Genomic DNA, 22,346 nt, shown 5'->3' with positions numbered 1-22,346 from the left:
AACTATTCCCCGTCAACCGATGCACTTTCATCAGTAAAAAGACTTTCCACGTTGCTCAGCTGCAGCAAGACGCTAAGCTGCGAAGGAGTGTTGCTCAACATCAGAGTTTGTTGTCTGTCATTGAGCTCTTGCTGCAAGTGGAGCAACATTGCCATACCCGCCGAATCGACACGCTTTAACGAAGACAGGTCGACTACAACCTGCTTGTCTGACGGTAGCCAATTGGCGCGGCGGCTCCAAAATGCTGGAACTGTGTCACGATCAAGCTCTCCTGACAAGCAGTAATGACCATTTGTGAGTCGCTGAAGTGATAATGCTTCACTCACGACGCTGCCTCATCGCGGGTGATTGGCGCTTTCGAGCGTTCAATCAACTGCTTGGCAACGTCTTCGATACCATTACGACGAAGTTCTGCACTCCATTCACTGGTTTTGGTGTCCAGCATACTTACACCTTCAACCTGTACATCAAAGCCCTGCCATTCTTCCGTTTTGCGGTTTTTACGCAAAGCGAAATCCAGACGAATTGGCGGTCGCGCTCTATCCAAAATATCAACGCGAACAGACACCACCTTACGTTTGGCATCAATTTTCTTTGCCGGTTCCACGTTGATTTCCTGATCCGTATATTGGGTCAGGATTTGGGCGTAGGAAGCAACCAGGTAGTCGTAAAACGCTTCGGTGAACAAGTCACGCTCTTCTTTGCTGGCTTTGCGTGCCTGAGGACCGAGGACTTTCATCGCCGCGTAGCGGACATTGATGTAGGGCATCAATTCTTCTTTAACGACAACGCGCAAAAGCTCTGGGTTTTGAATGTACTGATCTTTATCAGCCTTCAAGCGGCTAAATGCATTTTCAGCTACGCCATTAATCAAAAAGTATGGGTCTTTCGCGTCAATCTCTGCCGCAAAAGAAATTGATGAGAATGCCACTGTCAGCGCAGCAAATAGAGTAACAAACCACTTTTTCATTACTTTACTCCTCAGACCCACCGACGCTGTAAAGGAACTGACCAATCAGGTCCTCTAACACCATCGCTGAGCGTGTATCTTCCAGCAAATCGCCATCCTGTAGGACATCTATGTCTTCATCCAGAAACCCTGGGCGAATGCCAATATATTGTTCACCCAGAAGTCCTGACGTTAAAATCGCCGCCGAACTGGTTTCCGGGAAGTAGCCGTATTTACGCTCGATTTCCATCGTCACGGTTGGGACGTAGTCCGGTGCCGTCAAAGCGATGTTACTAACACGACCCACAACAACGCCGCCTACTTTCACCGGAGAGCGAACTTTCAAACCACCAATGTTATCGAAATGCGCTTCAAGCGAGTAATGCTCAGAGCGCGAAAAGCTCTTCACATCAGCGACCTGAAAAATGAGCAGTAGCACTGCAGCAATACCTGCGATGACAAAAGTGCCTACCCAAAATTCTGTTTTTCGGTTTTGTTGCATTTAATTAGCTCCCAAACATCAGTGCCGTGAGGACAAAGTCCAATCCCAGCACTGCCAAAGATGAATGCACAACGGTACGTGTAGTGGCGCGGCTGATCCCTTCTGACGTTGGAATCGCATCATAGCCGTTAAACAAAGCTATCCAGGTCACCGTAATGGCAAACACCAGACTCTTAATAAAGGACTGTCCAATGTCGTAACCCAGCTCAACGGAGGACTGCATCACCGCCCAATAACTACCGTAATCAATACCTTTCCAGTCGACACCCACGAGCTGTCCACCCCAGATGCCTACCATCATAAAAATCATTGCCAAAAGCGGCATGGAGATGACACCCGCCCAAAAGCGTGGTGCAACCACACGGCGCAGCGGATCAACCGCCATCATCTCGAGACTTGAAAGCTGTTCTGTCGCTTTCATCAAACCGATTTCTGCCGTCAATGCTGAGCCCGCACGGCCGGCGAATAAGAGTGCCGTCACGACCGGGCCAAGTTCACGTAACAGTGACAATGCCACCATTTGCCCGAGAGAGCTTTCCGCGCCAAAGTCCGCCAGTACCAGATAGCCCTGAAGGCTCAATACCATGCCGATAAAAAGGCCAGACACCATGATGATCGCCAGTGAGCGCACACCCACGGAGTAAATCTGGGTCAGCAACAACGGGAACATTTTTCTTGGCTGAGGTTTGCCGATCAACGCACCAAGCAGCACAAAGGTCGCACGCCCCATGGTTTGGGATACTGCCATTGCACGAGCGCCGATTGCCTGCACCATGCTTACAATCACGAGAAAAGCTCCTGTTTAATGTCCTTTGCCGGATAGCGGAAAGGTACCGGACCATCGGCATCACCCTGAAGGAACTGACTGACACGCGGATCAGGGTTGTCACGCAAAGACTGCGGAGAGCCTGATGCGATGATCTTGCCATCTGCCAACAGATATACATGGTCGGCGATACTCATGACTTCCGGCACATCGTGGGAAACCACAATAGAGGTCAGGCCCAATGCTTGATTGAGGTTGCGGATAAGGGAAACTAAAACACCCATAGTGATAGGGTCCTGACCAACAAAAGGCTCGTCGAACATAATCAATTCAGGATCGAGCGCAATTGCACGGGCCAGTGCTGCACGTCTTGCCATACCACCGGAAAGGCTGCTTGGCATCAAATCGGCAGCTCCTCGCAAGCCAACCGCTTCGAGCTTAAGCAGCACTATGGTTTTAATCAGAGATTCAGAAAGTTCTGTGTGTTCGCGCAGGGGAAAAGCGACATTATCGAAAACCGTCATGTCCGTGAACAATGCGCCAGACTGAAACAGCATACTCATGCGCTTTCGCACGTCATAGAGCTTGCTTCTCGACAGTGTAGGAATGTTTTGACCTGCGAATTCGATAGTGCCATTTTCTGGCTGGAGTTGTCCGCCTATCAATCTCAGCAGAGTCGTCTTACCAATACCTGAAGGCCCCATGATTGCCGTGACTTTACCGACAGGAACAGTGAGGCTGACATTGTCAAAAATCACCCTCTCGCCACGCGAGAAAGTCAGGTTGTTCACTTCAACCAGATTCGTAGTACTCATCAAGGCCCTTTGACGTTGTTTTCCTTGAGTGTTAATTGCCCGATCATAGAAGGGTAACAAAGGCAAAACAAGTAATTGTACACCATTCATTTGCAAAATCTTTATTAGAAATCTATCAATTTTCAGACAATCACTGTCTTTTCCTATATGCACTCATTGGAATTAAGATCACTCATTTTCAGACTAGAAACCGTCAGCTACTTTTACCTTCAATGAGTAAGGTTTTTTATGATTCTGTGAATTGAAGACAGGGTAATTCAATGGAAGATACTTCACTGTCTGACGAATTCCCGTCTAGCTTGCCAAAACTCATCCGTCCTTTTCCTTCACATTTACTCAATTAGCGGTCAAAATTGCCCTTTTGTATTGTTGTTAGCCCCAGCTAATTCTGAAGGTATCTAAATGTTTGAAGCGACCGCCATTCTCGTCGTGGGCCTATGTTTGTTGGTATGGAGTGCCGACAGACTCGTCTACGGAGCAGCCGCTATTGCCCGTAATGTGGGCATCTCTCCCCTTGTCATCGGTATGACTATTCTGGCAATGGGAAGTTCAGCGCCAGAGATGGTGGTTTCGGCAACGGCCGCGCTCAGCGGGAAAACAGACACCGCTGTAGGTAACGTTCTCGGTTCAAACATTGCCAACATCGCTCTGATTCTTGGTGTGACGGCTCTGATAAAGCCTCTCGCTATCAGTTCCGGCATTCTCCGCCGCGAGTTGCCCCTGATGCTAGGTGTGACTTTGCTTGCTGGTGCTATTTTGTGGAACAACTACCTGAGCTTTTTTGAAGGTGTTCTCCTCGCAGTGTTTTTTGCGGGTTTCCTGCTTCTGATGATGAAGTTCGGCCGTGAAAGCGGGGAAGAGGATCCTATGCTCGCTGAGCAGGAATCTGAAATTCCTGAAGGCGTCAGTAACGTGTCTGCGGGTATCTGGGTGGTTGTTGGTCTGGTGCTTCTCATTTTCAGCGCAGACATGGTGGTTGATTCTGCCGTTATCATTGCAAAAGCCTTTGGTATGAGCGACCTGGTGATTGGTCTGACAATCGTTGCGGTCGGCACCAGCCTTCCTGAACTGGCAGCATCGATTGCAGGTGTGATGAAAGGCGAAGACGATCTGGCGGTGGGTAACATCATCGGCTCTAACATCTTCAATATTCTCGCGGTCATGGGTATTCCGGGTATACTGGCACCATCTGCCATTAACCCACTGGCGATGGATCGTGACTTTTACGTCATGCTGGCACTGTCAGTATTGCTGTTCCTGTTCGCTGTCGGCAAAGCGCGTACGATTAACCGCTGGGAAGGCATTGCACTTCTTGTTTGCTTCGTGGGTTACCAAGGCTACCTGTTCTCGCATCTCGCGGCATAACCGGATTAACTATGACTTTTGATTTTCGCCAGGCAGGCATTGCAACACTGAAAACTGAATTGGATGCAATCTCCCAGCTCGAGCAATACATCAACAAAGACTTTAACAATGCCTGTAAGCTCATTCTTGAAGCCAAAGGCAAAGTCGTTGTGATGGGCATGGGAAAATCCGGCCACATCGGTAACAAGATTGCTGCGACACTGGCAAGCACCGGCACGCCCTCTTTCTTTGTTCACCCGGGTGAAGCCAGCCATGGCGACTTAGGCATGATTGAAAAAGGCGATGTAGTACTGGCAATTTCAAATTCTGGCGAAGCCTCAGAAATCATCACGCTGCTGCCTGTGGTTAAACGCCGTGGTATTACGCTCATCACCATGACGAGCAATCCCTCTTCAACCATGGCACGTCTGGCACAAATCAACCTTTGCATTAAAGTGCCGAAAGAAGCCTGCCCGATTGGTCTTGCGCCGACGTCCAGTACCACTGCGACACTGGTCATGGGTGATGCACTGGCAGTTGCACTCATGCAAGCCAAAGGTTTCACAGCCGACGATTTTGCCCTATCCCATCCAGGCGGCGCACTGGGTCGCAAGCTATTGATGCGTATTGCTGATGTCATGCACTCTGGCGACAAACTGCCAAAAGTCTCATCAAACAACACCATCCGTGACGCGCTATTGGAAATGTCTGCCAAAGGCCTTGGCATGACGGCTGTTGTTGATGACAGCGACGCCGTGCTCGGTATTTTCACCGATGGCGATCTGCGTCGGCTTCTGGATCAGCGTATAGACGTTCACGCTACCGAAATCGGCGAAGTGATGGGCAAAAAGCCAACACTCATTGGCCCTGATATGTTGGCGGCTGAAGGCCTGAAGCTAATGGAAGAGAAGAAAATCAACGGATTGCTGGTCACAGATAATGACAAGCTGATTGGCGCACTGAATATGCACGATCTGCTGAAAGCTGGAGTGATGTAATGCAACCCATGACTGAAACCCTTTATGGCCTTGTATCCACTGAATTGGTGGAACGTGCCCGTGACATCAAATTGCTGATTTGCGATGTTGACGGTGTATTCTCTGATGGCCGCATCTATATGGGTAACGATGGCGAGGAATTGAAGGCCTTTCATACCCGTGACGGTTACGGCGTCAAATCACTGATGAATGCCGGTGTCGAAATCGCTATCATCACTGGTCGCAAGTCTGCCATTGTCGAACGTCGTATGGGCGCCCTTGGTATACAGCACATTTATCAGGGACAGGATGACAAAGCCTCTGCGTATCAAGATCTCGTCAACCGCTTAGGCGTGCCTGCTGAGCAAACCGCGTACATCGGTGACGATCTTATCGACTGGGCGGTCATGTCTCAGGTTGGCTTGTCTGTTTGTGTGAATGACGGTCATCCCCTTTTGGCCAAACGCGCTGATTTGGTTACCCACACCCCAGGCGGTTACGGAGCCGTACGTGAAGTCTGCGATTTGATTCTCGAAGCGCGCGGGGAACTCGATGCGCATAAGGGACTCAGTATATGATGTTGCAACGCCTTGGTATCGTTGCCCTTCTCGCAGTATGTGGTTATGCAGGGTACTACCTGCTAACCCAGCACTACTGGGAAGCAGAGATACAGGTTGCTCCCGATGCTGAGAAGCCACTTTTCACGGCTGACAATATCAACTCCACCACATACAACATGCAAGGGATCCGAAGCTACCGCATCGAGTCCGTGCATGTAGAGAACTATCAGCAACTCGACGAGACTCACTTTAATGAGCCCGTGCTTTGGACATATAGTAACGGGGAAGAAGAAGAGTGGCGTGTCAGTTCCGAGTTCGCCGTTCTCGAAGATACAAAAACCTTGGTGATGACTGGCAGAGTCAGGATTTTTAACCTGTTGCCCGACGCACAAATAAAAGTTGTCACCACAGAAGAACTAACTCTGGATCTCGTGACCCGTGATTTCTGGTCAGACACCGAAACCGAAATTACCGGCGTGGGTCTGCAAACCCGTGGCGAGAGAGTAAAAGGCAATTTTGGCTCCCACCAAATGGAACTGATTGACCAAGTGAAGAGCAGATATGAACAACAAAAGAACTGAATTTTTTGCCATGGTATTGGTGCTGTTATCTGGCACTGCGATGGCACTGTCAACAGACTCCGAGCAGCCGATCTATATTGACTCCGACTCGCAGAACCTCGACATGAACACCAACACCGTGATTTTCACCGGTAACGTTTATCTGCGTCAGGGCTCTATTCGCCTTAACGCGGACAAGGTCGTCGTGACCCGCCCAAGTGGTGAAGAAGGAGTAGAAGTGATCGATGCCTATGGCAAACCGGCCACTTTCGAACAAACCATGGACGACGGAAAGAAAATTAACGGTGAAGCTTTCGACCTTCGCTACGAAACCGGTAAAAGTTTCCTCACCATGAAGCGCAATGCTGTGCTGACTCAGGAAGGCGGCAATCAGGTGGAAGGTCAGAAGATCACGTACAACATCGACAAACAATTGCTGGTTGCCGAAAGTGATGACAGCAGTCGCGTCACCACGGTGTTGCAGCCACAGTCAAAACAAGAGAAGAACTAACCCTGCATGGCTATTCTCACCGCTCAAAATCTCGCGAAAAGCTATAACGGCCGCAAGGTCGTTACGGATGTTAGTCTGGAAGTTAAGTCTGGCGAAATCGTTGGGCTACTTGGCCCAAATGGCGCAGGTAAAACCACCTCTTTCTACATGATTGTTGGTCTAGTGGCACGCGATGAAGGCACCATTAAAATCGACGAATTAGATATTAGCATCCAGCCGATGCACAACCGTTCCCGTATGGGTATCGGTTACCTGCCTCAAGAAGCGTCTATTTTCCGTAAACTCAGCGTTTACGATAACCTGATGGCCGTGTTGCAAACCCGTTCGGACCTGACCAAAGAAGAGCGTCAGGACAAAGCGGAGGATCTGCTGGACGAGTTTAATATCCAGCACATTCGCAACAGCATGGGCATGGCTTTATCAGGGGGTGAACGCCGCCGCGTGGAAATCGCACGAGCATTGGCAGCGAATCCGAAATTTATTCTTCTTGATGAGCCGTTTGCAGGCGTAGACCCCATCTCGGTTATCGACATTAAAAAAATCATTGAGCATCTCCGCGACCGCGGTCTTGGGGTATTAATCACCGATCACAACGTACGTGAGACACTCAGTGTTTGTGAACACGCCTATATTGTTAGCCAAGGGCACTTGATTGCCCACGGCACACCTGATGAAGTGCTCAACGACGAGCACGTGAAACGAGTCTATCTCGGAGACCAGTTCAGGCTATAGTTAAAGGAGAACGGTTGGCGAATCGCTCCAATATATGCACTGATAATAGATAAAAGGAAAGGTGCCAGTATAACTATGAAACCCTCGCTTCAGCTCAAGCTTGGCCAACAACTTGCAATGACTCCACAGCTGCAACAGGCAATTCGCCTGCTTCAGCTGTCGACGCTTGATTTGCAACAGGAGATCCAGGAAGCGCTGGAGGCTAATCCACTCCTAGAGCAAGACGAAAACGCCGATAACAATATCGACGGCGATAGCGCTCAGGAGTTTGAGGGTGAAGAGAAAGTCAGCGCTTCGGCGTCAGAGTCCGAAAATGAAGGACCTGACACCATGGACAGTTCTGATGCGCTGGGCCAGCAGGAAATACACGACGACTTACCCGTCGATACGACCTGGGATGATTTCTATAGCGCCAATACTGGCAGCACTGGAATCTCCGTCAGTGATGACACGCCCGTCTATCAAGGCGAAACCACCGAAACCCTCTACGATTACCTTAACTGGCAACTGCAACTCACCCCATTTACCGAACTCGACCTCGCCATTGCTACCGCCATCATTGATGCGGTAGACGACAAAGGCTACCTCACCGTTTCTGCGGAAGATATTCTCGAAAGCCTTGGCGCAGAAGAAGGTGAAGTGGAACTCGATGAAGTCGAAGCAGTGCTCAAACGCGTTCAACAATTTGACCCGCTGGGTGTCGCGTCGCGTTCACTGCAGGAGTGTTTGTTGATCCAATTGGCTGCGTTTGCCGAAGACACGCCTTGGCTGGCAGAAGCGAGAATGGTGCTTCGTGAGCACATGAATCTGCTTGCCAACCGTGACTATCGCCAGTTAATGAAAGATACCAAGCTTCGCGAGCCTGAACTCAAAGAAGTGATGCGTCTTATCCATAGTCTGGAGCCGCGTCCGGGTAATCTCATCGTCACCAATGAAGCGGAATACGTGATTCCTGACGTTTCCGTGTTCAAAGACCGTGGCAAGTGGGTGGTGCAAATCAACCCGGATGCAGTACCGCGTCTTAAAGTAAACCAACAATACGCAGCACTCACCAAAAATGGCTGCAGTGCTGCAGACAGTCAATTTATCCGCAGTCATTTGCAAGATGCCAAATGGCTGATTAAGAGTCTCGAAAGCCGCAATGAAACCCTGCTGAAAGTAGCGCGTTGCATTGTGGAGCATCAACAGGATTTCTTTGAATACGGTGAGGAAGCCATGAAGCCGATGGTCCTTAATGACATCGCGCTGGCTGTGGACATGCACGAGTCCACTATCTCCCGTGTTACCACGCAGAAATATATGCACACACCACGTGGCATATTTGAATTGAAATACTTCTTCTCAAGCCATGTCAGCACTGACAATGGCGGTGAATGCAGCTCTACGGCAATACGCGCGCTGGTGAAAAAATTGGTTGCAGCCGAGAATCCGGCTAAACCACTCAGCGACAGCAAGATTGCCACACTGCTGGCGGAGCAAGGGATCCAGGTCGCGCGACGAACGATAGCAAAATATCGTGAGTCTCTGGGTATTGCACCGTCCAATCAGCGCAAGCGCCTTATCTAGGCGTCTCAACCAAAAGGAAGATGTTTATGCAAATCAACCTCACCGGTCACCACGTTGAAATTACCGACGCTCTGCGAGACTACGTGACAACCAAGTTTGATAAGCTTGAGCGCTTTTTTGATCACATCAATAACGTTCATGTAGTGCTTAACGTCGAAAAACTGCAGCAGATTGCCGAAGCGACCCTGCATGTGAATAACGGCGAAATTCACGCAAAAGCCGACTCCGAAAACATGTATGCGGCGATTGACTCGCTGACCGATAAGCTGATTAAACAGTTAACCAAACACAAAGAAAAGATGAATCACCATTAATCATGGAACTCAAAGACGTACTCAAAGTGGACTGCACCAAAAGTGCAGTCCTTTGTTCAAGTAAGAAACGTGCACTTGAAGTGATTAGCGAACTGGCTGCCAGCCAATTGGATCAAAACCCGCAAAAGCTGTTCGAGTGTATGCTTGGCCGAGAGAAAATGGGCAGTACGGGCATAGGGAATGGAATTGCCATTCCCCATGGCCGTATCTTCAACAGTGATCATGCAGTTGGTGTGCTTGTTCAATGTGCTGAGCCTATCGAGTTTGATGCTATCGACAACCAACCTGTTGATCTGCTGTTTGCCCTACTGGTGCCGGATGACCAGTGTAAGGAGCACCTCAAAACACTTTCATTGATTGCACAAAAGCTCGGTGACAAAAAGGTTTGCCGCCAACTTCGCAATGCAAGCTCTGACCAAGAGCTCTACGATATAATTACAAGCTAAGCAGCTCAGGGACGCGCATCATGCAGCTAAAAATTGTCAGCGGTCGCTCTGGCTCTGGAAAATCTGTTGCACTCAGGGTTTTAGAAGATCTGGGGTATTACTGCGTTGATAATCTACCGGTGAACCTTCTTCCGCAGTTTATTGCCGCGCAGAATGACCAAGATAGCCTCATTGCTGTCAGTATTGATATCCGTAATATGCCGGCCGATCCCGACGAAATTACGCACACACTGGCTAAGCTGCCGAATGATGTCGATATTGATATTTTCTTCCTCGATGCCGACGACCCAGAGCTCGTCAAACGTTTCAGTGAAACCCGACGCCTTCATCCACTCAGCCGTGATAATCTCTCCCTTGAGCAAGCCATTGAGCGTGAAAAGCAACTGCTGACACCACTCAAAGAGCGCGCCGACAAAGTCATCAACACCTCCAAACACTCGGTGCATGATTTAAGTGAAGCGGTACGCTCACTCGTGCTGGGCCGCACCAACCGTGATTTGGTGATGGTGTTTGAATCTTTTGGTTTCAAACATGGTTTGCCATCAGATGCTGACTATGTGTTCGATGTTCGTTTTCTACCTAATCCGCACTGGGAACCAGCACTTCGACCACTCACAGGACTGGATGAGCCAGTGAAAATGTTCCTCGCAGGCGAACAGGATGTCGCCATGCTGATTGCGCAGGTAAAAAGCTTCCTTGAGTCCTGGCTGCCCGCGCTGGAAAACAATAACCGCAGCTACCTGACGGTTGCTATCGGCTGTACCGGCGGTCAGCACCGCTCTGTATATATCGCGCAATACCTTGCCGATTACTTTGCCGCGACAGGTCACCAGGTTCAAGTTCGCCACCGTACTCTCGAAGGACAAGTATGAGTCAACTCAGCAAGGACGTATTGATCCGCAACCGGTTAGGGTTGCATGCCCGCGCAGCAGTCAAACTGGTCGAATTAGCACAAAGCTTTGATGCACAGGTGATGTTGACCAAAGATGAACAAACCGTCACCGCAGACAGCGTGATGGGTATTCTTCTTCTCGACTCCAGTCAGGGCGAACAAATCACGGTTTCAGCAGAGGGTTCCGAAGCACAGCAGGCTTTTGATGCCATAACTGCGCTCATTGAAGCAGGCTTTGACGAGGAGAACTAACCCTTCTCCTTCGTTCCCAAAGAAACATTTTCTCATTTCCCACTCTTTTCCTTCTTAAACTCCAAAGACAGCTTTGGTTGTTTGCGTTAATATTCATGTCATTGCGTCACCCGCCGTCATACGGACACTCCCATGGCAGAGAATTACGAAGTAGAACAACCTAGCCAAACGCACCAAACGCTGCAGGAAGTAAGTCGCGCCCTCGAAAACGGCATGTTTGTTCATGTCCGTCGCATGCTCGAAGACATGGAGCCCGAGGACATTGCGCACCTCCTGGAAGCATCTCCACCGAAGAGCCGTCTGGTTCTTTGGCAGTTGACCGATCCTGAAGAACAAGGCGAGATCCTCGAAGAGCTTTCTGAAGATGTCAAAGACGGCATCATGGTGCGAATGCAGCCTGAGCAGCTTGCAGCTGCGACGGAAGGCATGGATACCGATGATGTGGCTTACCTGCTTCGAAGCCTGCCTGACAACGTCTCTCAGGACGTTCTATCGCAGATGGACGCACAAGACCGTGCGCGTGTAGAGCAAGCCCTTGCCTACCCGGAAGAAACCGCCGGTGGGATGATGAACACCGACGTGGTGACCATTCGCTCAGACGTCACCGTGGACGTGGTACTGCGCTACTTGCGTATGAAGGGTGAACTGCCTGAAGCCACTGATGCTCTTTATGTGGTCGATGAAAACAGCCGCCTGATTGGTGAATTACCCATTACCGTACTGCTCACTTCCCAGCCCGATACCGAAGTGCTGGAAGTGATGGAAGATGTGGATGACGCGATCCCCGTCGACATGAGCGACAGCGATGTTGCCAGCCTGTTTGAGCGCCGCAACTGGGTATCTGCACCAGTTGTCGATGAAGAGCATCAGCTTGTCGGTCGTATCACCATCGATGACGTGGTTGATATCATCCGTGAAGATGCTGAGCACTCAATGATGAGTATGGCGGGTCTGGATGACGAAGAAGACACCTTCGCACCTGTGTTGAAATCAGCCCGCAGCCGCAGCATCTGGCTGGGAGCTAACGTCCTTGCCGCGCTTGCTGCTGCTTCTGTATCAAACCTTTTCGAAAACACTCTCGATCAGATGGCAGCCATCGCAGTATTGATGACCATCGTCCCTTCCATGGGCGGTGTTGCAGGTAACCAGACTGTTGCCCTAGTCATTCGCGGTCTCGCTGTTGGCCATATTGGTGACTCCAACACCCGCTGGCTTCTGAACAAAGAGGCATTGGTTGGTTTGCTGAACGGCGTTATTTGGGCCTGTATCATTGGCGGTGTTGTAGTACTTTGGAAAGGCAACTTGATGTTGGGTGGTATCATTGCCGCAGCCATGTTGACCAATCTAGTGGTTGCCGGTGTTGCGGGTGTGACAGTCCCAATATTGCTCAAGAAGATGAAGGTTGACCCCGCCTTGGCTGGAGGTATGGCACTGACTACCATCACTGACATGGTTGGTCTTTCTGTTTTCTTGGGCCTCGCAACCCTATTTTTAGTTTAATATCATCAAATTTAACATCAATATAACAAAGCCTCCTTCGGGAGGTTTTTTCGTAGAAAAAGTCACATTCCTTTATCGACACCCTCCCAAAAAACACATTACCCCTACTTTTGTAAATGAAAAAGTCATCGAAACTTCATACTGTTGATTTTTTCTCGACAATCAAAAGTTAGACACTATTCTTAACATAACAAAAGTAAAATATGCAGCTGGAATATTAGCACAGGAGTTTATAATGTTCTTGCAATCGATCCATAATTACAGAGCCGTGGCTATTATCGCTATTGTTATGAGCCATTCTTATGTTTACGGCTTTGAAGATACAACCGGATTCGTTTCTGTTCTTAAGAATATTCTCACTGGTGGCACTGCACTTTTCGTTTTTATCTCAGGATATATGTTTCATCATATTTTCTATAAGAGATATCAATATAAATCCTTTATGAAAGGCAAGTTTGAGAGGATCATTGTTCCTTATTTAATTCTTACGTCACTCGCTATCCCTCTGGTTTATGTTATTAAATCTGGTTTCTTCGCTCCTGATGCGGACTATTACAGAATTGTATTTTTCTCTCCAGATGACAGTGCCTTCTCAACAACCATTAAATATTACTTGACGGGGAGAATGCTAACCGCCTATTGGTATATTCCTTTTGCGATTCTATTATTCCTGGTTTCTCCTCTTCATTTTAAATTTATTGAGCTATCCAAGCGTACACAGATCGTCCTCATAGCCTTATTTTCTGTTGTTTCTATTTTCTTGCATCGATCATATGAGAATATAAACCCAATACAGATGCTGGTATATTTCACACCTTTCTATTTGGTTGGGATATACATTTCTCTTTATAGAGAAGACATTAACAAGAGCTGTGGGACAAAGGCATCAATATTCCTTTCTTTTGCTTTACTCTTAGCATTCTATCAATACATTCAAGGACACGAGGGAAGTTACTCAAAGAGTATTTTTGAATATGGTGGTATTGACATCATGTTTATTCAGAAAATGTTTTTATCTATTGGGCTTTATTTCTTGCTGGAAACCTTCGTATTCAAAACTAAATTAACAGACCTGATATCTGATACCAGTTTTGCGATTTTCTTTATCCACCCTTGGGTGTTAACCACCATTAAAAGGCTTCCATTTCTGGATCACCCGGAATCGACCAATATTCCCTACTATCTTGTGACCTGTTTTGTCGTCATTGCGCTCAGTGTGTTGATAGCCGTTGCCCTGAACAAACTCCTGACAGGGAAAGTGAAATCCCGCTATATCATTGGCTACTAGCACTAGCAATCAGATAGAACCGACAAAAAAGCCACCTTATCGCAGGTGGCTTTTTCATTTAGTCGTCAGGATAAGCTAAGTGTTGAGCTTACTCACCACCCACTTTCATTGACTCTATAAGGATTGAGCCAGTCTGGATTTGGCTACGGAACTCCGTATCTGCACCAACCGCCACTATTTGCTTATACATGTCAGCCAGATTACCTGCAATCGTGATTTCACTGACAGGATACTGGATTTCACCGTTTTCGACCCAAAAGCCCGCCGCGCCACGCGAATAGTCACCCGTGACGATGTTAACGCCTTGGCCCATCAACTCTGTCACCAAAAGACCCGTTCCCAACTCTTGCAGCATCTGTTCAAACGACTGACCTGTGTTCTTCACAAACCAATTGTGAATGCCACCAGCATGGCCTGTCGGCTGCATGTTCAGCTTGCGAGCCGCATAACTGGTTGCCAGGTAGGTTTGTAGCTCACCACCTTTGATAATATCTAAATCGCGGGTCACCAGACCTTCACTGTCAAACGGTGCGCTCGCCATGCCTTTCAAAATGTGTGGACGCTCGTTGATCTCAAACCATTCAGGCAGGATCTGATGACCCAGCTTGTCCAGCAGGAAGGAAGATTTACGGTATAGGTTTGAGCCGCTGATCCCCATTACCAGATGGCCTAGCAGGCCGGTTGCCACATCAGCTGCAAACATAACAGGGAACTGCCCTGTCGCCAGACGGCGCGGCTCCATGCGGGAAAGAGTGCGTTTCGCCGCCTCGATACCCACTTTTTCCGGTGCCCATAACTCATCTTTATCACGGGAAACGGTATAGCTGTAATCGCGTTCCATACCTTTGCTGTCTTCAGCAATCACGCTGCAGCTGATGCTGTGGCGGCTGGAGGCATAGCTGCCCAGCATGCCATGGCTGTTGCCGTAAACGCGCACACCGTAATGGCTGTCATAGCTAGCACCGTCACTGAACTTGATGCGCTTGTCGTGATCCAGTGCTGCACGTTCGGCTGCAATCGCTTTTTCTGCCGCGTGATCGGGTTCTGGCTCATCTGGGTGGAAAAGATCCAAATCCGGATAATCAAACGCCATCATCTCTTTCGGGCCTGGCCCAGAGAATGGATCTTCAGAGGTATAGTTGGCGATATCCAATGCCGCCTCTACCGTCTGGGCAATCGCCTCTTCAGACAAGTCAGACGTAGAAGCACTACCCTTACGGTTGCCGCGATAAACGGTAATACCCAGCGCACCATCGCTGTTGAATTCGACGCTCTCCACTTCGCACATGCGGGTTGATACGCTGATGCCAGTCGTTTTGGTGATCGCCACTTCAGCCGCGTCAGCTTTTTTACCGGCCAACTCCAATGCACGGGTCACCGCCGCTTCCAGCTCAGTACGTTGCTGAGCAACCTGTTGTTTCACGTCCATAAGGTCTTAAATTAATGAGTGTTGCTGATAAGCATACCACTCGAAAGGGCCGCAATGCTTAAAAAACACCAGCAAAATTCGACATTCTTGATAAGATACGCCGTTATCGAAACCGTCAAACAACCTCGGGAAGAATTATGGGCCGTAAGAACAAACGTGAGCCTTGGGAAGAGGAAGAAGAGATCATTTGGGTCAGCAAGACCGAAATGAAACGTGACATGGAAGAGCTGCAAAAACTGGGTGAAGAGCTGGTCGCTTTGAAACCTTCTGTACTGGCAAAGTTTCCGCTGGACGACGATCTGCGCACCGCCATTACCGATGCGCAACGCTTTGATAAAGAAGCCAAGCGTCGCCAGATGCAATTTATCGGCAAAATGATGCGTGCCCGCGATCCTGAGCCGATTCAGGCTGCTTTGGATTTACTACGCAATAAGCACAGCCAACAGTCTATTGAACTGCACAAGATGGAAAAGCTACGTGATCGCGTGGTGGCTGAAGGCGACAAAGCCATCAACGATGTCATGACGCAGTACCCAAGTGCTGACCGCCAGAAGCTGCGTCAACTAGCCCGTCAGGCGAAGAAAGAACAGGAAGGCAATAAGCCGCCAAAAGCTTACCGCGAAATCTTCCAGATGCTGAAAACACTGAAAGCAGAGTCTGAAGACTAAAAAAGCCGGGGTTACCCGGCTTTTTTGTATTTCACTCGCAGCAATTATTCCGTGCCACCTACCGTCATAGCGTCCAGTTTCAAGGTAGGTTGACCCACACCAACCGCCACGCTCTGACCTGCTTTACCACATACACCCACACCGCGGTCCAGCTTCAGGTCGTTACCGACCATAGACACCTGCTGCATGGCTTCAATACCACTGCCAATTAGCGTCGCGCCCTTCACCGGCGTCGTCACTTTACCATTTTCAATCAGGTAGGCTTCACTGGTAGAGAACACGAATTTGCCTGAGGTGATATCCACCTGCCCGCCACCAAAGTTAGGTGCGTATAGGCCGTATTCCACACTGCTGATAATATCTTCCGGTGAGCTTTCACCTGCCAGCATGTAAGTGTTAGTCATACGAGGCATTGGCAAGTGCGCATAAGATTCACGGCGGCCATTGCCCGTTGGCGCTACACCCATCAGGTGCGCATTGTGTTTATCCTGCATGTAACCTTTCAAGATGCCGTTTTCAATCAACACATTGTACTGACCCGGTACGCCTTCATCGTCAATGTTCAGCGAGCCACGGAGATCTTGTAAGGTGCCATCATCAACGATGGTACAAAGTGGGGAAGTCACCTGCTCGCCAACCTGACCGGTAAACACAGAAGACTCTTTACGGTTGAAGTCCCCTTCAAGGCCATGGCCTACCGCTTCGTGCAGCAAAACACCAGGCCAACCTGCGCCCAGCACCACCGGCATGGTACCTGCTGGCGCGCCTTTGGCATGAAGATTCACCAACGCCTGTCTGACTGCCTCATCCGCGTAATTCATTGCGACGGTTTTACCGTCCTCTTCCGAGATGAAATAGGTATAAGCAAAACGGCCACCACCGCCCGCAGAACCGCGCTCACGGCGACCATCTTTCTCCACCAGCACGCTAACAGAGAAACGGACCAGAGGGCGAACATCCGCTGCATAAGTGCCATCGGTTGCCGCAATCAAAACCTGCTCATACACACCCACAATGCTGACTGATACTTCCTGCACCAAAGGCTCTTTAGCGCGAACATAAGCATCGACTTCTTTCAGCAGTGCGATTTTCTCCTCTTTGGACATGCTCTTCAGCGGGTCAATCGCCTGATAAATCATTGGGTATTGGCGTGAAGCAAACGCAGACACTTTTAGCTTTCCGCCTTTGTCTGCGATTCCACGTGCAGCGGTCGCGCTTTGCATCAAGGCATCGGCATTGATCTGGTCTGAATAAGCAAATCCGGTTTTTTCGCCAGTGATAGCTCGGACACCAACACCACGATCAATGTTGAATGAGCCGTCTTTGATGATCGAATCTTCAAGCACCAGCGATTCGTGCCAGCACGACTGGAAGTAAACATCACCATAGTCGATGTTTCTTGCCGCCAAATGTTCAAGCGTTTGGCTTAGTTGACTTTTACTGACACCGGAAAGGTGCAGCATGGTTTCTTCCACGTGTTCCAGGCTCATGAATAAACTGCTCTTTAGCGCTAAAAAAGGAATGTCCCGCAATGAGGTGTATTGCGGGAGAGATATGGGTTCGAGACTGCGCTATTTCATCGCGCATTGCAACCGGGCATGTTGCATGACAGGCATTTTGCTGCGAATGGCGCTGTTAGAGGCCAAATCAATATCTGCCCAAGCAGTGCCAATCTGCTCGTTCAGACCTGTGACCACTTGTCCCCACGGGTCAACAATCATTGAATGGCCGTAGGTTTCTCGGCCGCCCTGATGGCTGCCACATTGCGCCGCTGCAAGCACCCAACATTGTGTTTCAATCGCACGTGCTCTCAGCAACACTTCCCAGTGCGCCGCACCGGTCACTTTCGTAAACGCTGCTGGCACCACTATGATGTCTGCGCCGCGCTGGCGAAGTGCAGAATAGAGCTGTGGAAAACGGATGTCATAGCAAATAGAAAGCCCAAGGGTACCGAAAGGCGTATCGACCAGCACCAAATTGTCACCGGACTTGAATGTATCTGACTCTCGATAGCTACGGTGATTGTCGGCGATATCAACATCAAACATATGCAGCTTTTCATAGGAGGCGCGCAGATTACCGGCGGCATCGTAAACCAGACAGGTTGTGCTCAAGGTACCGTCGTTGTTGCGGATGGGAAATGAACCCATCACCAGCCAAATACCGAGATCAAATGCCAGCTGGGAAAGCTTCTTTTGCAAAGGGCCATGACCAAGTACCTCGGCGTGCTTGTCATAGTCTTCCTTTGTGCCAAACACCAGACAGTTTTCCGGCGTCAGCACCAAACGGGCACCTTGTGTTTTCAGATGTTTAAGCTGGCCTTCCAGCACTTCCAGATTTGCTTCGGGATCCATCCCTGAATTCATTTGTACGACGCCAAATTTGGTCATTACTCATTGCTCCTTCTGCTGTTCCCGCAAGCGCTTGGTGGCCTGCTCAGGCAACGTCACTTCGCCTGTGCTGCGCGAAACTTCCCTGACGACGGGATCATCAATGGCCCCGCTTACCTGATAACGAACCTGTGTGAACACATCTACAACTGGCGAGAGCACGGTAGTGACTGCCAAAACATAGAGTGCGGTTTGAGGGGTGACAGCAAATGCGGTCAAAACCGGAATCCCCGAGGTTAAATCAGGCACGAATCTCACGTCCGCATTAACCTGATTTTTCGCAAGATTTGCTATCCCTCTAATAAACATATCACCTGCGAGCGCATTCATCTGGATATTATCCGTGACAACTACCCCGTTAGTGATTGAGGCACTGCCGCTGATCTCATCAAAAGCAAGACCATCCTCAAACACACCGGTAAAGTCGAGCTGCATTTTCCGCAAGATAGAATCCAGGCTAAACAGACCAAGCAAACGCCCTGCGCCACCAACACCACTGATATATCCGTTCTCGATTTTGGTTTCGAGCACGCCATTCAAGGTTTCAACATTCACAGACCAAGGCGCACCATCGAAGCTAAGCTCACCCGAGGTTTTCACCGTTGCGTCCTGAATGCCGCCCGTCACAGCAAAGCGCCCCATGAGATCGCTGCTGTTTTTCGCTGATACATCAAAGGTAAGTTCAGAATGGTTAAACCCTTTATTCGAGATAGACCAATCACCATTGGCACGAATCCGGGTGCCGCCACTGTCGATGGAAAACTTCGGCATGGTGATCGTCTTGCCACGCTTCAGCAGTTGGGTTTCAACCTTACCAACGCGGTACCCCTGCAACCACAACTCCTTGATAGTCAGATCGGTCGATGGGATGTAGTGCATCAGGGCTTGGTCCACATCATTTGCCAGTCGGGCACCTTTGCGCTCAGAACCTTCTTCCGGCGTCTCTTTGTCCAAATCCACATTGAGGAAAAGGTGATCAATAGAAACAGTCAGGAAATCATCTTCATCCCACCAGGCATCACCTGCCAGCTCTTCACTACCAACCAATACATGGAAGCCATCGCTTTTCTTTCGTGCTGCCATGGAAAAGTTATTGAAGACTAGTTCTCCAGCTTTAACCTTGTCAGCTTTGACATTCAGGCGCGAAGGGCTTGGCAAAACAACGGGCATGGAATCTTTGGAATTGCGGTGCGCGGCCTCAGCTTTTGCCACCACTTCTTTCCAAGCGTGAATGTCCAACAGCGGCACATCAATGCTGAGCGCGTTGCCGGAAAGCGGCTGCAATGATAATTCACCATCGCCAATCACAGTGCGGCTCTTGGTGACAACTGGCAACTCACCACTGATATCGACGTTGGCCTGATATTTCACGTTTGGCAGCTCTACCTGCCCAACAAGACTTTGTGCATCGCCAGAGGCTTTCATGCTCCCCTGACCTTTGATAAATGAAGGCTTATCCAGTGGAGACGGCAAGTTGAAATCTAAGGTCGTCAGATCAGCATCCAGCTTCACGTCATAGGTAAAGCCAACATCTTTCAGTGCAATGCCAACATTTAAGTCCCATGCAGATTTCCCTTCAATGAAGGACATGTCTGGCTGAGCCAACGCGGCCTTCAGTCTGTCTGCTTCCCAGTTACCATCAATATCAATGTTGACCAGATAGTTATCGGACTCGGTTTCACCTTTAAACCCGATATTGATGGGCTGAGCCAACAGATTGGCTTTGAGCTTTTTCGCCCACACCACATCGTTATCAAATTTGATGGTGCCGCTGACTTTCTCAAATGTCATTTCAGGGCTGACAATGGAGACGGTGCTACTTTTCAGCGATGCCTGACCTTTAGCCAATACATCATCCCCATTGAGCGGGATATTCAGTGAAATTTTGCCATTCACTTTTCCATCAACCTGAACATGGGTCAGTGCAGCACCGACAGAGTCTACAAGTGGTGTCGCCAACATATAGTCACGCAAGTCAGCACCACTTGATGCCACATTCGCGTCAATCAAAAGCACACTGTAGTCTGCGCTGAAAGAAGGGATTTCCCCTTTTAACCCATAGCCGCGAGCACCCATCAATCCGACATGGGATGCATCAAGGTATAGGGCGTCATTTTGGAACAGCAGATCCAGCTCCAAATCAGTCAGTGTCGGCCATTGGGTATCAAAGCTGAACTGTCCATTTTTAAGCGGCACATAAGCTTGGAAAATCCCCTGATGCTCAAGGTATGGGAAGGTTTCAAAATCTCCGTACCATACCAGTTTGGCGTGATCAGCCTGTCCGCCGCGAATCGCCGCAGAAAGGTAGTCGGTAAGCTCTTCATCAAGTGCTAAAGCAGGAAGGTATCGCCAGGTTTCCCCAGCATTGTTCAGACTGGCTTCGGCGTAAAACGCAAGCCAGGAACTACGTTCATCAAACGGGATATCCAAACGAAACTCACCCATCACATCAAGGTGAGGTGAGCGAACAGCCACACTGTCAGACCAAATAGTGACGCTATCTTCATGCAGCTGCCAGTAGCCGACTACATCACCCTGCTCAATATTGAGCGGCGCCTGAAAGAAGCCGCCATACGGCAGGATGTCGTCTGTCATGGCCAACGTGACTTTGCCGTTCTTGCCGACGCCTGCAAGTGTCATGTCCAGCTTGTGAACTTCTGGCAAGTAGCTCCAATGGTTGAAGCTGACATTTTTCAGCGCGGCAGAATATCGAACCTCTCCACCTTTTGGCTGCTCGATGCGGATGTCCTGCGCTATCCCTTCCGGAGACAAAGCACTGATAGCATCTTCAACACCCTCTGGCAAAGCAATCAGTTCACGCAACGGAAGGAGTAAGCCCACATCGAAATAATTGGCGTTAACTCTCCAAGCTTCATCACTGATATCTGCGCGCAAGTTCGGTTCGGGCCACAGTTTGCCATCAGTTTTAATCGCGAAGTTATCGGTAGCGATATGCCAGCCTTCGCCAGATTGTTCGATCAGAAGTTGTCCACGCTGAACCTGAACCGATTGGGTGCTGCTTTTCTGGCTTTGCAGTGAAGGAGCATTGGGGAACCAGGCAATGTCGCTCTTATTCACGCTGATAAGGGCTGATCGCGCATTCCCTTTTTCGACGGTCAGCCAAGCTTCGCCACCGACTTTAGCCGTTGCCAGTGATACCTCTGGATTAATGAATTTGCTGATCCAGCTTTTCAGCGACACATCATCCGCTTTGAGGTAAAACTCGCCATCAAGTGACCCCAAACCGTTACGTTCAGTAAACACGCCCTGCACATCAAGCTTATTGAGTGATGTGCCCTGAACACTCACCACACCTTGAACATGGTGAGTCCCTGCGCGGTTGTCCCAAAGCAGGGAGTTAATATCAATGGTTTTGCGCTCTTCAGACGGCGACAGCAAAGTGACTTTGGCATCATGAATCGCAAACTGCCCAAGCCCAACCAGAAACAGGCGTTCCAACTGAGACTTCAGACTTTCGTTGCCTGTATTGTCACGCTCTGGTAATTGGGTCAAATCGACATTTAAGCCAGTAATAGTCACATTGGAAAATGTCGGCTTCCGGCGCTGGAGACTTGCCCAGAGATCGAACTGCATGTCGATACTTTCGGCTGTCAGAATTTCCAGATGGGAAGTTTCAGTAGAGAGTGTCAGATCGTGTAAAGACAATGAAGGCACCAGATAACGCCAGTGCCCTTTGAAGGTAGAAAAGTCGATGGTAAAGCCGGAGGTGTCACTTGCCCAACGTTGTATCGGCGCTTTAGCAGCATCCAAGTTAGGCAATACAACACGCATGGCCGCGGTAAATACCGCAGCACACACCAGTAAAACAACGAGAAGCCATTTCACCGTCACTGCTAAGCGTTGAGCAAATTTCGCCATTAAAAG

The 22,346-nt window shown here is 49.4% G+C and carries 23 protein-coding genes; 14 read left to right on the top strand and 9 right to left on the bottom strand.

Features of this window, described 5'->3' with window-relative positions; all coding sequences use genetic code 11:
- Positions 1 to 2: 2 nt before the first annotated feature.
- From GCE9029_RS18965 to mlaF, 5 genes are read right to left on the bottom strand one after another with little or no spacing between them, the layout of a single operon-like run.
- Positions 3 to 326, bottom strand: coding sequence for an STAS domain-containing protein (locus GCE9029_RS18965; RefSeq protein WP_062665970.1), 324 nt, complete (start codon positions 324 to 326; stop codon positions 3 to 5).
- Positions 323 to 970: a phospholipid-binding protein MlaC gene (gene mlaC / locus GCE9029_RS18960; protein ID WP_062665969.1), complete on the bottom strand. Its 648-nt coding sequence runs from the start codon at positions 968 to 970 to the stop codon at positions 323 to 325. Before mlaC ends, GCE9029_RS18965 begins: the two co-directional genes overlap by 4 nt.
- Positions 971 to 974: 4 nt before the next feature.
- The gene (mlaD, locus tag GCE9029_RS18955; RefSeq protein WP_062665967.1) at positions 975 to 1,451 is read right to left on the bottom strand and encodes an outer membrane lipid asymmetry maintenance protein MlaD; all 477 of its coding nucleotides are present in this window, start codon (positions 1,449 to 1,451) and stop codon (positions 975 to 977) included.
- A gap of 4 nt (positions 1,452 to 1,455) precedes the next feature.
- Positions 1,456 to 2,226 (bottom strand): lipid asymmetry maintenance ABC transporter permease subunit MlaE, encoded by a 771-nt coding sequence (gene mlaE / locus GCE9029_RS18950; RefSeq protein ID WP_192815500.1) that lies wholly within the window; start codon positions 2,224 to 2,226, stop codon positions 1,456 to 1,458.
- A gap of 8 nt (positions 2,227 to 2,234) precedes the next feature.
- Complete coding sequence (mlaF, locus tag GCE9029_RS18945; protein WP_062665965.1) at positions 2,235 to 3,032, bottom strand: phospholipid ABC transporter ATP-binding protein MlaF; 798 nt, start codon at positions 3,030 to 3,032, stop codon at positions 2,235 to 2,237.
- Positions 3,033 to 3,434: 402 nt separating this feature from the next.
- Between mlaF and GCE9029_RS18940 the strand changes: the two genes are divergently transcribed.
- The 13 genes from GCE9029_RS18940 to GCE9029_RS18880 all read left to right on the top strand — a co-directional run bounded on the left by GCE9029_RS18940 (position 3,435) and on the right by GCE9029_RS18880 (position 13,974).
- Positions 3,435 to 4,397, top strand: coding sequence for a calcium/sodium antiporter (locus tag GCE9029_RS18940; protein ID WP_062665963.1), 963 nt, complete (start codon positions 3,435 to 3,437; stop codon positions 4,395 to 4,397).
- An 11-nt stretch (positions 4,398 to 4,408) separates the two neighbouring features.
- A complete protein-coding gene (locus GCE9029_RS18935; protein WP_062665961.1) occupies positions 4,409 to 5,374 on the top strand; it encodes a KpsF/GutQ family sugar-phosphate isomerase in 966 nt (321 codons plus the stop codon).
- Positions 5,374 to 5,931, top strand: coding sequence for a 3-deoxy-manno-octulosonate-8-phosphatase KdsC (gene kdsC, locus GCE9029_RS18930; protein WP_062665959.1), 558 nt, complete (start codon positions 5,374 to 5,376; stop codon positions 5,929 to 5,931). The genes GCE9029_RS18935 and kdsC overlap by 1 nt, the downstream gene beginning before the upstream one ends.
- Complete coding sequence (gene lptC / locus GCE9029_RS18925; protein WP_062665957.1) at positions 5,928 to 6,494, top strand: LPS export ABC transporter periplasmic protein LptC; 567 nt, start codon at positions 5,928 to 5,930, stop codon at positions 6,492 to 6,494. Before kdsC ends, lptC begins: the two co-directional genes overlap by 4 nt.
- Positions 6,475 to 6,984, top strand: a complete 510-nt coding sequence (gene lptA, locus GCE9029_RS18920; protein ID WP_062665955.1) for a lipopolysaccharide transport periplasmic protein LptA — start codon at positions 6,475 to 6,477, stop codon at positions 6,982 to 6,984. The genes lptC and lptA overlap by 20 nt, the downstream gene beginning before the upstream one ends.
- Positions 6,985 to 6,990: 6 nt before the next feature.
- Positions 6,991 to 7,716: an LPS export ABC transporter ATP-binding protein gene (gene lptB, locus GCE9029_RS18915; RefSeq protein WP_062665953.1), complete on the top strand. Its 726-nt coding sequence runs from the start codon at positions 6,991 to 6,993 to the stop codon at positions 7,714 to 7,716.
- 75 nt (positions 7,717 to 7,791) lie between these two features.
- Positions 7,792 to 9,282 (top strand): RNA polymerase factor sigma-54, encoded by a 1,491-nt coding sequence (locus tag GCE9029_RS18910; protein WP_062665952.1) that lies wholly within the window; start codon positions 7,792 to 7,794, stop codon positions 9,280 to 9,282.
- A gap of 26 nt (positions 9,283 to 9,308) precedes the next feature.
- Positions 9,309 to 9,596 (top strand): ribosome hibernation promoting factor, encoded by a 288-nt coding sequence (hpf, locus tag GCE9029_RS18905; RefSeq protein WP_002537302.1) that lies wholly within the window; start codon positions 9,309 to 9,311, stop codon positions 9,594 to 9,596.
- Between the two features lie 2 nt (positions 9,597 to 9,598).
- Positions 9,599 to 10,042, top strand: a complete 444-nt coding sequence (ptsN, locus tag GCE9029_RS18900; protein ID WP_062665949.1) for a PTS IIA-like nitrogen regulatory protein PtsN — start codon at positions 9,599 to 9,601, stop codon at positions 10,040 to 10,042.
- A 20-nt stretch (positions 10,043 to 10,062) separates the two neighbouring features.
- Entirely contained in the window at positions 10,063 to 10,914 is an 852-nt protein-coding gene (rapZ, locus tag GCE9029_RS18895) for an RNase adapter RapZ (RefSeq protein ID WP_062665947.1), read from the top strand.
- Positions 10,911 to 11,186 (top strand): HPr family phosphocarrier protein, encoded by a 276-nt coding sequence (locus GCE9029_RS18890; RefSeq protein ID WP_002537296.1) that lies wholly within the window; start codon positions 10,911 to 10,913, stop codon positions 11,184 to 11,186. The genes rapZ and GCE9029_RS18890 overlap by 4 nt, the downstream gene beginning before the upstream one ends.
- Before the next feature lie 132 nt (positions 11,187 to 11,318).
- On the top strand, positions 11,319 to 12,686 hold the full coding sequence (gene mgtE, locus GCE9029_RS18885; RefSeq protein ID WP_062665945.1) for a magnesium transporter: 1,368 nt from the start codon (positions 11,319 to 11,321) through the stop codon (positions 12,684 to 12,686).
- A 235-nt stretch (positions 12,687 to 12,921) separates the two neighbouring features.
- Entirely contained in the window at positions 12,922 to 13,974 is a 1,053-nt protein-coding gene (locus GCE9029_RS18880) for an acyltransferase family protein (protein WP_062665943.1), read from the top strand.
- Positions 13,975 to 14,062: 88 nt separating this feature from the next.
- On the opposite strand, the gene pmbA is transcribed toward GCE9029_RS18880, so the two are convergent.
- The gene (pmbA, locus tag GCE9029_RS18875; RefSeq protein WP_062665941.1) at positions 14,063 to 15,403 is read right to left on the bottom strand and encodes a metalloprotease PmbA; all 1,341 of its coding nucleotides are present in this window, start codon (positions 15,401 to 15,403) and stop codon (positions 14,063 to 14,065) included.
- Positions 15,404 to 15,540: 137 nt separating this feature from the next.
- Here pmbA and yjgA point away from each other — a divergent pair, with 137 nt between their 5' ends.
- Positions 15,541 to 16,071 (top strand): ribosome biogenesis factor YjgA, encoded by a 531-nt coding sequence (yjgA, locus tag GCE9029_RS18870; protein WP_062665939.1) that lies wholly within the window; start codon positions 15,541 to 15,543, stop codon positions 16,069 to 16,071.
- A gap of 44 nt (positions 16,072 to 16,115) precedes the next feature.
- On the opposite strand, the gene tldD is transcribed toward yjgA, so the two are convergent.
- From tldD to GCE9029_RS18855, 3 genes are all read right to left on the bottom strand, one after another.
- Positions 16,116 to 17,561, bottom strand: a complete 1,446-nt coding sequence (gene tldD, locus GCE9029_RS18865; RefSeq protein WP_062665937.1) for a metalloprotease TldD — start codon at positions 17,559 to 17,561, stop codon at positions 16,116 to 16,118.
- Positions 17,562 to 17,642: 81 nt separating this feature from the next.
- Complete coding sequence (locus GCE9029_RS18860; protein ID WP_062665935.1) at positions 17,643 to 18,461, bottom strand: carbon-nitrogen hydrolase family protein; 819 nt, start codon at positions 18,459 to 18,461, stop codon at positions 17,643 to 17,645.
- 3 nt (positions 18,462 to 18,464) lie between these two features.
- The gene (locus GCE9029_RS18855) at positions 18,465 to 22,340 is read right to left on the bottom strand and encodes a YhdP family protein (RefSeq protein WP_062665933.1); all 3,876 of its coding nucleotides are present in this window, start codon (positions 22,338 to 22,340) and stop codon (positions 18,465 to 18,467) included.
- Positions 22,341 to 22,346: the final 6 nt, after the last annotated feature.

It is taken from the genome of Grimontia celer (assembly GCF_900055185.1).
Classification (GTDB): Bacteria; Pseudomonadota; Gammaproteobacteria; order Enterobacterales; family Vibrionaceae; genus Enterovibrio; species Enterovibrio celer.
This window is presented reverse-complemented; position numbering and strand designations above follow the sequence as displayed.

Coding starts and splice junctions, on each gene's coding strand:
- mlaC (WP_062665969.1), bottom strand. CDS start 970: ATGAAAAAGTGGTTTGTTACTCTATTTGCTGCGCTGACAGTGGCATTC.
- mlaD (WP_062665967.1), bottom strand. CDS start 1,451: ATGCAACAAAACCGAAAAACAGAATTTTGGGTAGGCACTTTTGTCATC.
- mlaE (WP_192815500.1), bottom strand. CDS start 2,226: ATGGTGCAGGCAATCGGCGCTCGTGCAATGGCAGTATCCCAAACCATG.
- mlaF (WP_062665965.1), bottom strand. CDS start 3,032: ATGAGTACTACGAATCTGGTTGAAGTGAACAACCTGACTTTCTCGCGT.
- GCE9029_RS18940 (WP_062665963.1), top strand. CDS start 3,435: ATGTTTGAAGCGACCGCCATTCTCGTCGTGGGCCTATGTTTGTTGGTA.
- GCE9029_RS18935 (WP_062665961.1), top strand. CDS start 4,409: ATGACTTTTGATTTTCGCCAGGCAGGCATTGCAACACTGAAAACTGAA.
- kdsC (WP_062665959.1), top strand. CDS start 5,374: ATGCAACCCATGACTGAAACCCTTTATGGCCTTGTATCCACTGAATTG.
- lptC (WP_062665957.1), top strand. CDS start 5,928: ATGATGTTGCAACGCCTTGGTATCGTTGCCCTTCTCGCAGTATGTGGT.
- lptA (WP_062665955.1), top strand. CDS start 6,475: ATGAACAACAAAAGAACTGAATTTTTTGCCATGGTATTGGTGCTGTTA.
- lptB (WP_062665953.1), top strand. CDS start 6,991: ATGGCTATTCTCACCGCTCAAAATCTCGCGAAAAGCTATAACGGCCGC.
- GCE9029_RS18910 (WP_062665952.1), top strand. CDS start 7,792: ATGAAACCCTCGCTTCAGCTCAAGCTTGGCCAACAACTTGCAATGACT.
- hpf (WP_002537302.1), top strand. CDS start 9,309: ATGCAAATCAACCTCACCGGTCACCACGTTGAAATTACCGACGCTCTG.
- ptsN (WP_062665949.1), top strand. CDS start 9,599: ATGGAACTCAAAGACGTACTCAAAGTGGACTGCACCAAAAGTGCAGTC.
- rapZ (WP_062665947.1), top strand. CDS start 10,063: ATGCAGCTAAAAATTGTCAGCGGTCGCTCTGGCTCTGGAAAATCTGTT.
- GCE9029_RS18890 (WP_002537296.1), top strand. CDS start 10,911: ATGAGTCAACTCAGCAAGGACGTATTGATCCGCAACCGGTTAGGGTTG.
- mgtE (WP_062665945.1), top strand. CDS start 11,319: ATGGCAGAGAATTACGAAGTAGAACAACCTAGCCAAACGCACCAAACG.
- GCE9029_RS18880 (WP_062665943.1), top strand. CDS start 12,922: ATGTTCTTGCAATCGATCCATAATTACAGAGCCGTGGCTATTATCGCT.
- pmbA (WP_062665941.1), bottom strand. CDS start 15,403: ATGGACGTGAAACAACAGGTTGCTCAGCAACGTACTGAGCTGGAAGCG.
- yjgA (WP_062665939.1), top strand. CDS start 15,541: ATGGGCCGTAAGAACAAACGTGAGCCTTGGGAAGAGGAAGAAGAGATC.
- tldD (WP_062665937.1), bottom strand. CDS start 17,561: ATGAGCCTGGAACACGTGGAAGAAACCATGCTGCACCTTTCCGGTGTC.
- GCE9029_RS18860 (WP_062665935.1), bottom strand. CDS start 18,461: ATGACCAAATTTGGCGTCGTACAAATGAATTCAGGGATGGATCCCGAA.
- GCE9029_RS18855 (WP_062665933.1), bottom strand. CDS start 22,340: ATGGCGAAATTTGCTCAACGCTTAGCAGTGACGGTGAAATGGCTTCTC.